Source organism: Polynucleobacter sp. es-EL-1 (genome assembly GCF_018687975.1).
GTDB lineage: Bacteria > Pseudomonadota > Gammaproteobacteria > Burkholderiales > Burkholderiaceae > Polynucleobacter.
Map to the genome: position 1 here is coordinate 1261146 of NZ_CP061310.1, position 13459 is coordinate 1274604.

The 13459-nt window shown below is 46.5% G+C and carries 13 protein-coding genes; 5 read left to right on the forward strand and 8 right to left on the reverse strand.

The genetic code is table 11. The features are described 5' to 3' along the window. From FD974_RS06455 to FD974_RS06470, 4 genes are read right to left on the reverse strand one after another with little or no spacing between them, the layout of a single operon-like run. On the reverse strand, positions 1 to 2484 hold the full coding sequence (locus tag FD974_RS06455; RefSeq protein ID WP_371817105.1) for a DNA internalization-related competence protein ComEC/Rec2: 2484 nt from the start codon (positions 2482 to 2484) through the stop codon (positions 1 to 3). Positions 2485 to 2488: 4 nt separating this feature from the next. Further along, positions 2489 to 3340 carry a TatD family hydrolase gene (locus tag FD974_RS06460; RefSeq protein WP_215363560.1) on the reverse strand — a complete coding sequence of 284 codons (852 nt, stop codon included), beginning with the start codon at positions 3338 to 3340 and terminating at the stop codon, positions 2489 to 2491. Next, entirely contained in the window at positions 3337 to 4032 is a 696-nt protein-coding gene (locus tag FD974_RS06465) for an ABC transporter ATP-binding protein (protein WP_215363562.1), read from the reverse strand. The genes FD974_RS06460 and FD974_RS06465 overlap by 4 nt, the downstream gene beginning before the upstream one ends. Next, the gene (locus tag FD974_RS06470; RefSeq protein WP_215363564.1) at positions 4025 to 5287 is read right to left on the reverse strand and encodes a lipoprotein-releasing ABC transporter permease subunit; all 1263 of its coding nucleotides are present in this window, start codon (positions 5285 to 5287) and stop codon (positions 4025 to 4027) included. Before FD974_RS06470 ends, FD974_RS06465 begins: the two co-directional genes overlap by 8 nt. Before the next feature lie 67 nt (positions 5288 to 5354). Here FD974_RS06470 and FD974_RS06475 point away from each other — a divergent pair, with 67 nt between their 5' ends. From FD974_RS06475 to lysS, 4 genes are all read left to right on the forward strand, one after another. After that, entirely contained in the window at positions 5355 to 6323 is a 969-nt protein-coding gene (locus FD974_RS06475) for a hypothetical protein (RefSeq protein WP_251374557.1), read from the forward strand. Next, entirely contained in the window at positions 6320 to 8065 is a 1746-nt protein-coding gene (gene recJ, locus FD974_RS06480; protein WP_215363568.1) for a single-stranded-DNA-specific exonuclease RecJ, read from the forward strand. The genes FD974_RS06475 and recJ overlap by 4 nt, the downstream gene beginning before the upstream one ends. Positions 8066 to 8093: 28 nt before the next feature. After that, positions 8094 to 9198, forward strand: a protein-coding gene (prfB, locus tag FD974_RS06485; protein WP_215363571.1) for a peptide chain release factor 2 whose coding sequence is annotated in 2 segments (ribosomal slippage) — positions 8094 to 8174 and positions 8176 to 9198 — 1104 coding nt in all. Because the reading frame shifts where the segments join, the coding sequence is not laid out codon by codon here. A gap of 34 nt (positions 9199 to 9232) precedes the next feature. Continuing rightward, a complete protein-coding gene (gene lysS / locus FD974_RS06490; protein ID WP_215363574.1) occupies positions 9233 to 10777 on the forward strand; it encodes a lysine--tRNA ligase in 1545 nt (514 codons plus the stop codon). A gap of 79 nt (positions 10778 to 10856) precedes the next feature. Here the strand turns inward: lysS and FD974_RS06495 are convergent, their stop codons facing one another. From FD974_RS06495 to FD974_RS06510, 4 genes are all read right to left on the reverse strand, one after another. Continuing rightward, positions 10857 to 10985: a DUF3149 domain-containing protein gene (locus FD974_RS06495; RefSeq protein WP_215363578.1), complete on the reverse strand. Its 129-nt coding sequence runs from the start codon at positions 10983 to 10985 to the stop codon at positions 10857 to 10859. Between the two features lie 79 nt (positions 10986 to 11064). Continuing rightward, positions 11065 to 11517 carry an OsmC family protein gene (locus FD974_RS06500; protein WP_215363581.1) on the reverse strand — a complete coding sequence of 151 codons (453 nt, stop codon included), beginning with the start codon at positions 11515 to 11517 and terminating at the stop codon, positions 11065 to 11067. Positions 11518 to 11552: 35 nt separating this feature from the next. Continuing rightward, entirely contained in the window at positions 11553 to 11933 is a 381-nt protein-coding gene (locus FD974_RS06505; protein ID WP_215363583.1) for a rhodanese-like domain-containing protein, read from the reverse strand. Positions 11934 to 11980: 47 nt separating this feature from the next. Further along, positions 11981 to 12466 (reverse strand): isoprenylcysteine carboxylmethyltransferase family protein, encoded by a 486-nt coding sequence (locus FD974_RS06510; protein ID WP_215363585.1) that lies wholly within the window; start codon positions 12464 to 12466, stop codon positions 11981 to 11983. A 193-nt stretch (positions 12467 to 12659) separates the two neighbouring features. Between FD974_RS06510 and FD974_RS06515 the strand changes: the two genes are divergently transcribed. Beyond that, positions 12660 to 13436, forward strand: coding sequence for a ferredoxin--NADP reductase (locus FD974_RS06515; RefSeq protein WP_215363588.1), 777 nt, complete (start codon positions 12660 to 12662; stop codon positions 13434 to 13436). The last annotated feature ends 23 nt before the right edge of the window (positions 13437 to 13459 follow it).

The window sequence follows — 13459 nt, forward strand, 5'->3', positions numbered from 1 at the left end:
TTATCGATGCCATAGCCGCTTAGATTGCTCTCTCCATAAGTACACCGCTTGAGATCTCGGTAATCCATGGTTTCCCCTAAAAGTCCATATTTGAGCGCCTGTGAGCGGCGTTTGATGAAAAGGAATTGCTAAAGTACGATACCGCTGCGTCACAGTGGGATGCGGGTGACCATAGCGATTACGGTAACCATTCTGAGCAAAAGCAATATCTGGCTCAAGCGTTTTTAAAAGATCCAAAGAGGAAGAGGTTTTGCTGCCATGGTGGGGTGCCATGAAAATCAGATCTTTGCCTTTTAAGCCATGAAGTGCAGTTTCAGTCAAACGACTAGTAATTTCTGCCTCACCCTGCCGCTCCACATCCCCCGTTAACCAAAAGGAGGTATTACTATTTCGCACCTCTAGCACACAACTTATCTCATTGGGCTTCCCGGAAGCCTTTTCTGCAAAGATACTCGCCTCATGGGGATGCCAAATATAAAACTCCACATCATCCCAAATCCAACTCTGTCCAAACCGACAGGGAATACTGGGAATCTTTCGTTGAGATAGATTGGCTAATAAAGGATTGTTGATGGGTAATGAGCCCATCATGGTGTTAAACCGAATCTCTTTGAGTAAGGTGGAAGCTCCACCAATATGGTCGCTATCGCTGTGACTGATTACCATCCGATCAATTGTATTGATACCCCGCCCCCTCAAGAAAGGCAGAATAATTCTCTGTCCAGCGTTATCTTTTCCTTGAGTGGGACCGGTGTCATACAGCAAGGTTTTATGAGCTGTCTCAATCAATACTGCAGTGCCCTGCCCTATGTCTAACACGGTGGCTTGAAACTCTCCCGCCTCCAATCGAGTGTTCTCAAGAGGTCGAACCAATAGACATGCGCAGAGCCCCAAGCCCAGCAATCTTGATGCCCAACTCATACTCAGATTGCCTGGACGAATCGCCATCACAATACCTACTAAAGAGATCAGCAAGGCCCACCATGTTGGCTGACTAGAAAAGGCAATAGCCCATTTATAACCAGCCATCCAATCGAGAATTGCTGCCAGATAAGCCATGCTGGCATGGGCCGAGACTAAAAGCCACTTACCAATAAATTCTGGCAAGAGTGCGCCTGTAATAGCCAAAGGGGTAACGAGGTAACTCACTACCGGAATCGCAAACGCATTAGCTAATGGCGATACGATAGAGAATTGATAAAACCAATAGAGTGTTAATGGCAGCAGAGCAATTGTGACCACCGCTTGAACGCGGCAGGCCTCACGTATTGCTTGCGAGAAACGATGCCGCCAATGGAGTGCTAATTCTTGGCCGGTTGGTATACCAAGCAAACCCTCTGAGTCTTTCATGGCATACAAAATTGCAGCGACTGCGCCAAAAGACAACCAAAAGCCAGGCGTATAGGGCGCCATAGGGTCAATCAATAAAACCATTGCCAGAGCCCACCACCAAATATCAAATGATCTAGGATCGCGCCCAGACCACATGGCAAAAGCTACAACCCCGACCATATACATGGTTCTTTGCGCAGGTATCTGAAAGCCTGCCAACCATGCGTACACAAATGCCGTCAGAAATCCTGCGCTAGCGGCCACCTTGCTTACTGGGATATATAAAGGCAAGGACCTTCGGCGCCATAGCCATGAAGCTAGGGTTGCTCCAACCCCTGCCAGCATTGTGACATGCAATCCCGAAATGGAAATTAAATGCCCGATTCCGGTGGAATTAAATACACGCCAATCATCTTGGTCAATGGCATTTTGATCTCCCATGACCAGGGCGGCAATCACTCCGCCATAGCGCGCATCTCTTGGTAATAAGCGATCAATTCTTTGACGTAATTTCCAGCGCTGATACTCCATTGCCATGGAAAATTCTGTCCAGGCTATCTCACGAGAAGCAATTAACTCACCAGTGCGCACTGAACCAATGGCGCCATAGTCTTGATGAAAGGACCAGCGCTCAAAATCGAAAGTGTAGGGATTCAAAGAGCCATAAGGTCTCTTCATCTTCGCCTTGAATCTCCAGCGCTGACCTGGAATGATCTCAGGAATGTTTTGAGGATTGCGCCAAGCAGGCTGCCAACTCAGATAGATCTGATTTGGAAATGGATATATCTCTTCTTGATCTAGAAACGCCTGATCCACTGCAAAAGAAAACTTTGCTCCGCTAGCATTGCTTTGCGGCAAAGCATTCACCCTGCCCTCAATAACCAGATCTTTTCCCTCATAGGCTGTTGACAGAATCTGATCGAGGCGGGTCTGCGCATAATGCGCATTCCAAGCAAAGCCTAAGCAGCATGCAAGCATTACAGAGCTGACTTTGTTCAGCATTGGCTGACTTAATAAGCTCCAATTCAGCCAATAGAACAGCAGACTCAGCGTAGCGATGAATATTGCAATGCTTTGCCAATACTCAGGAACACTGGGCAAAAATAGTAGAAACGAACCCCCGGCGATAAACGCCGTAATATTGATTCGCAAATTCTTAAGAAGCTATGGTTGAATTGGTATTGCTGGTCATTAAGCTAGACCAACGGGGTAATACTTGCATGGCATTTTGCCAAACTGCAGCCGCAAACTCCCGATGATCCATACCCCGAATATCGGCTAACTGCCTTGTAATTTTAGGAAGCAAGGCAGGCTCATTAAAGGCTCCACCCTCACCCCTGAGCCAAGCCGGTGGAATATCTGGCGCATCAGTCTCGGTAACAATGCTCTCAATTGGCATCTCGAGAAGAAGGCGACGAATTTGCAAGGCTCTATCGTAAGTAGCCGCCCCACCAAATCCCAACTTAAATCCCAGTTCAATAAATTGCTCAGCCTGCTGATGGCTGCCATTAAATGCATGGGCTATTCCACCAGGCACCTTTCTCTTTCGCAATGCCTTAAGGATCGCATCTTGGGAGCGACGCACATGCAAAATCACCGGCAACTGAAATTGATCAGCTAAATCGAGTTGCGCATGAAAAAAATACTCTTGCCGCCGGGGATCTAAGCCTTCAACAAAATAATCCAAGCCAATTTCACCAATACCTACAAAACGTGGATCACCTAGTGAAAGCTGAATTCGCTTTTGAAGAGCTTCAATATCACTTTCTTGAGCTTGATTGATATACAAAGGATGAATACCTAAGGTATAGACCAAGCCTGGTATTTGCGGGCTATATTGATGTACAAGTTTTTTTGTCTGATCCCAATCGGATGCTTTGACGGTAGGCACCAGCAATGCCTTCACATCGGAGGATTTAGCCCTACCCACTATCTGAGCCAAAGTATCTTGAAACTCTCGCGCATCTAGATGGCAGTGGGTATCAACCCAATCAAGAGACTCGCTCATTGCGCGAATGTTTTGAGAACTCCGCGCTCCAAATGCAAAATACGATCACAACGTTTAGCGCGCACAGGGTCATGAGTCACAATAACAAAGGCAGTGCCTTGCTCACGGGCAATATCTAACATTAAATCAAATACACCATCAGCAGTCTCAGTATCAAGATTACCTGTAGGCTCATCGGCCAATACACAAGATGGGTTGCCAACCAAGGCGCGCGCTACAGCAACACGCTGGCGCTCACCACCTGAGAGCTCTCCTGGAGTATGTTGCACACGCTTTGATAAACCTACTGCTTGCAACATCGTATTTGCACGCTCCATAGACTCATCATTACTCAAGCCTCGAATACGCAATGGCAGAGCAACGTTCTCTTGAGCACTAAACTCATCTAATAGATGATGGAACTGATAAATAAATCCTAAACTGTGATTGCGCAGTTGGTCCAATTTCACCAAGGGAAGATTGTGGAGATTTTCACCAGCCAGAATCACCTCACCAGCAGTCGGAGTATCTAAACCACCTAGTAAATGCAATAGGGTGCTTTTCCCCGATCCCGAAGAGCCGACAATTGCCACCTTCTCGGAAGCGTTCACCAGAAGATCAACAGACTTGAGCACCTCAACTGCAGTAGGGCCTTTGCCATAATTCTTAGCAAGATTACTTGCACTCAGAATGACATTATTTAAATTACTCATAACGTAATGCCTCCGCAGGCTGAACCTTCGCTGCTCTTCGGCTTGGATATAAAGTTGCCAATACCGATAAGCCAAAAGCCATGAGGCCTACTGTTACTACATCAGATAAGCGGACATCAGATGGCAACTCGCTAATGAAATACACATCACGTGGCAAAAAGCGCACCCGAAAAATCGCCTCAATAGCAGGAACGATGACATCAATATTTACAGCAATGAGCAAACCCAAACCGACTCCAGCCAAAGATCCCAGCAAACCAATTGCTAGACCCTGAACCAAAAAGATACGTTGAATTAATCCTGGGCTAGCGCCCATCGTTCTCAAAATAGCGATATCTGCCTGCTTTTCATTTACTGTCATGACCAAGGTAGACACCAGATTGAATGCTGCCACCGCAATAATGAGCGTCAGAATAATGAACATCATCTTTTTCTCGGTCTGCACAGCGGCAAACCAATTGCGATTGGAGCGTGACCAGTCAGTTACCCATAATGCTTGAGGAACTACCTGCGCTAAATCCGCAGCAACCTCTGGTGCACGTTGCATATCATCCACCTTGACACGAAGGCCTGTTGGATTTTGTAAGCGTAATAAAGCAGCGGCATCTTTCCAATGCATGATAGCTAAGGAGCTATCGTATTCATAATGACCACTATCGACAATGCCCACTACTTGTAAAGTCCGCATTCTAGGCATTGCACCTGCTGGAGTGATATCACTCTCTGGAACAATCAGATTAATGCGGTCACCTACTTGCGCACCCACAATACTCGCTAACTGAGCACCTAGTGCTACCCCAAAACTACCAGGCTGTAGATCATCAATACTGCCCACAACAAACTGCTGAGGTAAATCAGAGACCTTACCCTCTTCGCTGGGCAATACTCCTCGAATGGACACACCCCGCATCATGGAATCTCGGCTCAATAAACCCTGGGAGCTCACCATGGGAGCAACGCCGAGTACGTGGGGCTCCTTAGCGACTCTGAGGGCGATTGGCTCCCAATTGGATAAACCATCTGGAGCAGTAATTTCCACATGGGAAAGCACAGAAAGCATGCGATCCCGAACCTCTTTCTGAAACCCATTCATCACAGAGAGCACCACAATTAAAGCTGCAACCCCTAGGGCAATGCCTGCGGTAGATATTCCGGAGATAAAAGAGAGAAAGCCATCACGCTTACCGACCGTCTTGCGACGCTTGGAGCGGGTGTAGCGCAGGCCAATTTCTAGCTCAATAGGAAGTCTTAACATGGCTACAGTTTAGTGAATTGAACAGGCAATGCGATGGATTCTGTAAATGCCACCTAAAATCAGGGGAATGACTAGTAATTTAACCCCCAATTCCAGCGGACTACCCCGCTTTACCCTGATGCTATCTGGGGAGGATGCGCTAGATTTGGATGCAAGCCAAAGCGCACCCCCTAAAGGGCTGCCCCAAGAGCACTTTTTACTGGGCCCTCATCTGCCGCTCGCCCCTGTCCTGCTATTAGGGCAAAGTGAGCTTACCTTGGATCCAGCCCAGATGATTGCCTGCCTACAACCAGTTCATCTTCATGCCACACGAGATCATTTGATTTTGATGCACCAAGATCAGATTGATTTGACAGAACAAGAATCCGCCAGACTTCTTCAAATTGCCCTACCACTCCTTGAAGAAGACTTTGGGCATAAACCCCTCTATCAAGGACGGCTTGATTGGTTTATTCCTGCTGGTCCATTTTCAAGCTTGGCAACCCATTCGATAGAACAAGCTCATGGTCGAAATATTGATTGGTGGATGCCCCGTGATACGCAAGATCTGGGGATAGCTAAGCTTTGGCGCAAACTTCAAAATGAAGTACAGATGCTTTGGCATATTGACCCAGTCAATGAAGAGCGTGCACAACGCGGTTTACCTGCAATAAATTCTTTATGGATTAGCGGCATTGGCAAGCTTGAAGATTTACAGACACCAAGCTTATTTCAACATATCACTCACATGTATGGTGAAAGTCCCCTACTTCCAGGTTTGGCAAAATACCTAGGAATACCTCATCAAGATCAGGTTGAGATCTCAAAATTAGACTCTGCATTTGCCTGGGTAACCAAGCCAGAAACTCTTTGGCCTGAACTTCAGAATGCCTTAATCAATGAGCACCTTTCTGAAATAGCCGTAATTGATTTTCCTGATGGCAAAATGCGCCAACGAATAGTTACAGCCAAAGATCTCTATAAAAAATCATGGGCTTTTTGGAAAAAATCTGACCCAATCAGCTGGCAAGAACTCATTGCCTCTCAAAATCGATGAGTGTCTTTTCGCAACGCCCCTTTTCAGAACGAACTGCCACTTGGTTACATCAAAGCGGCTTACACCCTTTACTAGCAAAACTCTATGCTGCTCGTGGAGTTACTAAACCGGATGAGCTATCACTTGATCTTAAGCAGTTGCTCTCGCCAATTGAGCTCAAGAACTGCATCTCCACTGCAAGCCTACTAGCCGATATTCTTGAGCGCAAAGAGCCCATGTTGGTGGTGGCGGATTATGACTGCGATGGTGCTACCGCTTGCGCAGTGGCAGTGCGGGGGCTCAAAATGCTTGGCGGATCAGATACCCCTATTCAGTTCTTGGTGCCTAACCGCTTTACGATGGGCTATGGATTGACGCCAGAGGTTGTCGATTTAGCTGCGCAGCAAGTACCCAAACCCAAATACCTCATCACCGTTGACAACGGAATTGCCAGTGAAGCTGGAGTAGACCGAGCCCGCGAGCTTGGCATGGAAGTGATTGTGACTGACCACCACTTGCCAGGCGATCGACTGCCAAGAGCTACTGCAATCGTCAATCCGAATCAGCCTGGATGCTCTTTTCCCAGCAAAGCGCTTGCTGGAGTCGGAGTCATGTTTTACCTATTGGTCGCGCTACGAGCAGAGCTGCGTAAACGTGGTCAATTTACTGTTGATACTCAACCCAAGATTGAAAATCTATTAGATTTAGTTGCATTGGGTACTGTGGCTGACGTTGCCCAACTCGATCGCAATAATCGCGTGTTGGTCTCTAACGGCTTGAAACGTATTCGTGCTGGAGTCTCACAAGCAGGCATCCAAGCACTTTTTCAAGCGGCTACCCGAGATCCTCGTAAAGCCAACACTTTTGATTTAGGCTTTGCCATTGGCCCACGCTTAAATGCTGCAGGTCGCCTTGCAGATATGACTTTAGGCATTCGTCTTTTGCTATGCGATCAACCGGATGAGGCAATTGAACTGGCTTATGAATTAGATCGGATCAATCGTGAGCGACGGGTAATTGAATCCGGCATGCAAGAAGCTGCTTTAGCCCATCTTGCAGAAGATCAATTGGCTGGCACGATGGAGGGCCGCTCCAGTATTTGCCTTTGGAATCCGCAGTGGCATCAAGGTGTTGTCGGAATTGTGGCCTCCAGACTTAAAGAGCGATTTAACCGTCCCGCAATTGTTTTTGCACCTGCAGATGGTGATACTGGAGAGGAACTGCGTGGTTCTGGCAGATCGCTGACGGGATTTCATCTACGTGACGCCTTAGACATTGTTTCCAAACGAGAGCCTGGACTCATTCTGAAATTTGGCGGACACGCCATGGCTGCGGGGCTCACTATCAGAAAATCGGACTTTGAAAAGTTTGATGCTCTTTTTCAGGAGGTTGCCAATGAATTGCTCAATGATGAGTTATTGGAGCGCCGCCACATTCATGATGGCATCCTAGATCCCTCGGACTTCACGCCAGAAACGGGCGATCTATTGGCTGAAGAAATCTGGGGTCAAGGCTTTCCTCAGCCCATTTTTTATGGGGAGTTCGAGGTAGCCCAGCAAAGCCTGATGAAAGACAAACACCTTCGGCTTCAGCTACGGCCTAGCGGTGCTAACTCGGCCGGTAATACAGTATTTACAGGGGTCTGGTTTAATCGGACTCAGCCATTACCAGCTAAAGCAAAATTGGCCTATCGTCTCGTGACTGACCGCTATCAAGGGCAGGCTCGGGTTCAACTCATGATTGAAGCCCATGATGAGGGCTAGACTCCAATAACCCCCTTATAATCAGGGGATGGAAGCCGAACAACTCAATATTATTTCAAACACCCTGTCCGATCTGCTCACCCGTGAGCAAGCACTTCGGGGGTATCTTTGACTTCGAAGTAAAGTCACGCCGCCTTACCGAAGTTAACTCTATTCTGGAAGATCCCACGATTTGGGATGATCAAAAGAAAGCGCAAGCCCTAGGCAAAGAAAAGAAATTGCTCGACGGGGTTGTTGCCACTCTCACTGATTTAAATAGCAATATCACCGGCGCTCTTGAGCTCTTTGATATGGCAAAAGAAGAGAATGATTTTGAAACGATTGCCGCAATCGAACAAGATGTCGAGAGCTATAGCAAGATCATTCATGATCTGGAATTTCGTCGCATGTTCCACAATGAGATGGACTCCTGCAACTGCTTCATTGATATTCAAGCTGGCGCAGGTGGAACGGAAGCTTGCGACTGGGCGAGCATGCTCTTTCGTCAATACCTCAAGTACTGCGAACGAAAAGGGTATAAAACCGAAATCCTGGAAGAGTCTGATGGCGACGTTGCCGGAATCAAGAGTGCAACCATCAAAGTGGATGGTGAATATGCTTATGGCCACCTCCGTTCAGAAACTGGAGTACATCGTTTAGTACGCAAATCTCCGTTTGATTCATCGAATGGTCGTCACACCTCTTTTGCCAGTATTTATGTTTATCCAGAGATCGATGACTCGATCGAGATTGACGTTAACCCTGCTGACATTCGCACTGATACGTATCGCGCGTCTGGAGCTGGTGGTCAGCATATTAATAAAACCGACTCTGCAGTTCGCCTGACTCACATCCCCACAGGTATTGTGGTGCAGTGTCAGAACGACCGAAGCCAGCATCGGAACCGTGCTGAAGCCATGAGCATGCTCAAGTCACGCCTGTATGAGCACGAGATGCAAAAGCGTCGCGCCGAGCAAGATAAGCTTGAGGCTAGTAAGACTGATGTAGGCTGGGGTCACCAGATCCGCTCCTACGTACTGGATCAAAGTCGCATTAAAGACTTACGCACTAACGTTGAGATCTCCAATACTCAAAAAGTATTGGATGGCGATCTTGATGCCTTTATTGAAGCCAGCCTAAAGCAAGGCGTTTAATTCATTACCCTTATTACAGTTATTGACACCCTCCATGAACGATAAAGCCACCCCAGTAAGTAACACTGAACCTGTTGATGAAAACCACATCATTGCAGAGCGTCGCGAGAAGCTAGCCAAGTTACGTCAAGGCGGTGTCGCCTTTCCCAATGATTTTGTGCCAACACATTTAGCGGCAGATTTACACACTCACTACGACAGCTTGTCTAAAGACGAGCTGGCTGCCAAGAAGGTGCATGTCAAAGTGGCCGGCCGTATGGTACTTAAGCGCGTGATGGGTAAAGCCAGTTTTGCCACCATCCAAGATCGCAGCGGTCAGATTCAGTTCTACATCAATGATGAAATCAGTGGTGCTGATACCCATGGCGCTTTTAAGCATTGGGATATGGGCGATTTCATTTCTGCTGAAGGTCACTTGTTTAAAACCAATAAGGGTGAACTTTCTGTTGAGTGCAGTAACTTGCGTTTACTCAGCAAATCACTACGCCCCCTACCTGATAAGTTCCATGGTCTATCTGACTTAGAGACAAAGTATCGTCAACGCTATGTTGATTTGATTGTGAACCCAGAAAGTCGCAATACTTTTAGAGCGCGCAGCAATACGATCGCCTCCTTGCGTCGCCATATGCTCGATGCTGACTTCATGGAAGTCGAAACGCCCATGCTCCACCCAATTCCCGGGGGCGCTACTGCTAAGCCCTTTATCACGCATCACAATGCCTTAGACATGCAAATGTTTTTGCGTATTGCGCCTGAATTGTATTTAAAGCGTCTTGTCGTAGGTGGCTTTGAACGTGTCTTTGAAATTAATCGCAACTTCCGCAATGAAGGTGTGAGCCCACGCCACAATCCAGAATTCACCATGATGGAATTCTACGCAGCCTATACGGATTACCGCTGGTTGATGGACTTCACAGAAAGCTTGATTCGAGCAGCTGCTATGGATGCGCAAGGCACTGCTGTACTTACTCATCAAGGTCGCGAGTTAGACCTTAGCAAGCCTTTCCAGCGCTTGACCATTACTGAAGCGATCTTGAAGTACTGTAGCCAATCCAATAAGCGCTACGAAGCAGCACAATTGGAAGACGCCGCATTCATTCGAGCTGAACTCAAAAAAGGTGGTGAGAACCCAGACTCTCCAACATTAAAGAATGCTGGTCTTGGCGCGCTCCAGTTAGCCTTGTTTGAATTGGTTGCCGAAGAGCATTTGTGGGAGCCAACCTACATCATTGACTACCCTATTGAAGTAAGCCCCCTAGCCCGCGAATCCGATACTCGCCCTGGCATTACTGAACGCTTTGAGCTGTTCATTACTGGGCGTGAAATTGCCAATGGCTTCTCAGAGCTCAATGATGCAGAGGATCAGGCCAATCGTTTCCGTAAACAAGTAGAGCAAAAAGAAGCTGGTGATGAAGAGGCCATGTACTTTGACCATGACTTCATTCGCGCGCTCGAATATGGCATGCCTCCAACAGGTGGCTGTGGTATTGGCATTGATCGCCTGGTAATGCTACTAACTGATGCACCCAATATTCGTGATGTGATTCTCTTCCCACATCTGCGCCGCGAGGAAGAATAGTAGAGCCTTAATGCCTCAAAAGTAAAAAGCCGCAGAGTTTACATTCTGCGGCTTTTTTAACTTCTGTGTTTATCTTGGCTTATTCGCCGGCTGCAATCTTCTTTAAGAACATGCGGACAAAGAATACTGCCATGCCAATAATGAACAGAATTACTGCCAGGCTAAGCTGGCCAGCGAAAGTGCCAAACAATTCTTTAAACAAGATCATCTCTATCTCCTTTTAATTTCCTAATACCACTTTAGGCTTTTCAAAAGGAGGCCGTTTTGACCCACATCAAAGGAAAGCCTTATATCGCTGGATATAACTGCTGATTATTGGAGTCGGTCACTGTCACATTAACTGGTATACCCAGGCTGACACTAGAAGATACGGTACAGAAATCCTGAAACTGGGCCAATACTCTGTCAAGATTTTCTAAAGATGCACCTGGCACTCCAATATGAATATCGACATAAATCGCCAAAATACGTAAGCGGTTCTGTTCATTTCGGCCTATTTCGCAACGAGCCCTTGTTTCAATTGGCTCGGGGTTCTGCTTAAACTTTCTAATAGCAAACAGCAGTGAGTCCGACAGGCAGTTAGCAACGCCGGCTAACAGAAACTGAGATGGGGTTGCTCCCTGAGAGCCACCCAATGGTGGCGGCTCATCCCCATAGATTGGATCGCGTTCTTCGTTGTAATAAATGGCAAACCGATAATCGGCTTGCTGCACCAATCGAACTGATGGCTCACCACTCATAAGAACTCCCAAGAACAAGTTAATTAAATATAAGGTTATTCAAATTCTAAAGGCTGTGGCTTAGCAATTGGATTGCCAGCAGAAGCCCAAGCATCAAAGCCACCAGCAATAGACTCTACATTCAAATAGCCCATATCATATAAAGCTTTTGCAGCTAATGCTGCGCGTCCACTAGTCTTGCAATACAACACGATTTTTAAATCACGTGGCGCCAGCTCTGGACTGTTACTTAACTTAAACTCCAATAAACCCCTAGAAATATGGACTGCCCCTGGGATATGGCCACTGGCATACTCATCCGCCTCGCGCACATCTAGCAAGATATCTGACGCTTGAATTGCTTGCGCAGCATCTGCAACGCTTACCTCTTTTATCTGACTCTTTGCTAAAGCGACGAGATCATGTGCTGTTTTCATATTATTTCCTTAAATTTAGATGTGTTTTCATTATATATAAAAATATATTAATAAACACCAGGGAATAGTTTTTTGACCCGCCTTTGATAATCTTGATATGCGGGAAAGCGCTCTACAAGCCACACTTCTTCACGCCTCGCTTTGATGTCAAAGAGTATGAATAAGGCTATGCCATAGAGCAAAATGTAAGCGCTTGGAAAAATAAGCAACCATGCAAGAGCAGCTAATAACACTCCAAAATAAATGGGGTGGCGCACATAACGATAAAGGCCAGACTGCACTAACTGCGCATTGTCTTTTGGGCATGGCAAGGGGGTAAGATTTTTACCAAGATTAATCACTGCAATAAGCATTACCAAGATTGAAATCAGGCCAATCGAAATGCCGCATGACAAAAAGATTGTTTTGAGGGGTTCGGAAGTCAGTAAATCTGACCCCTTCGGGCCAAACAAAATCAAGCCAATCAGAATTGCCTGAATGATGACATACCAAATACCCCGTTCAAAGACGGACTTGGGACCTACTGAGCTCATACAAAAGACCTCGTATATATAAGATTACAGTCTACCCCCTTCGGCAAGTCACTGCCTTCTCATGCAACACCGTGATTTGAGGGCTCAATCGGTAGAGAGCTTTTGAATGACATAGATCAAAATTCGCTTGTTTTTATAGAGTGGTTTCAAGATTGAGGATAATTGAGGTTTACACCTCATTATTTAAGTACCTATGGCAGCCTACAACACCGAAACTGTTCTCAGCGTTCACCACTGGAATGACACCCTTTTTAGTTTCACTACCACCAGAAATAAGGGCTTACGCTTTCGTAGCGGTCATTTTTTGATGATTGGTCTAGAAGTAGAAGGTAAACCATTAGTGCGAGCCTATAGTGTTGCTAGCCCAAATTACGAGGAGCATTTAGAGTTCCTCAGCATTAAGGTTCAAGATGGTCCCCTCACCTCTAGATTGCAAAAAATTCAAGTGGGTGACCCCATTCTAGTGAGTGAAAAATCAGTTGGCACACTTGTCATCGATGATTTAAATCCTGGTAAGCATCTCTACCTTTTCAGCACTGGTACTGGACTAGCGCCATTTATGAGTATTATTCGTGACCCAGAAACATACGATAAATTTGAGAAGGTAGTTCTCATTCATGGGGTGCGCCTAGTGAGCGAACTAGCCTATGGTGATTACATCAAGAACGAGCTCACGCAAGACGAATACATCGGTGAAATCATTCGTGAAAAACTCATCTACTATCCAACCGTCACTCGTGAAGCATTCAAACATACCGGTAGACTTACGACTGCCATTGAGTCGGGCCAACTCTTCAAAGACATTGGCTTGCCACCTCTTGATCCCGCAGTGGATCGTGCCATGATTTGTGGTAGCCCATCGATGCTCAAAGAAACTGCTGAGATGTTAGATGCCAAAGGCTTCAAGGTCTCACCAAGCCTTGGTCAACTCGGTGACTATGTATTTGAGAGAGCTTTTGTAGAAAAATAATGCAGCGTCTATTACAGGCTATG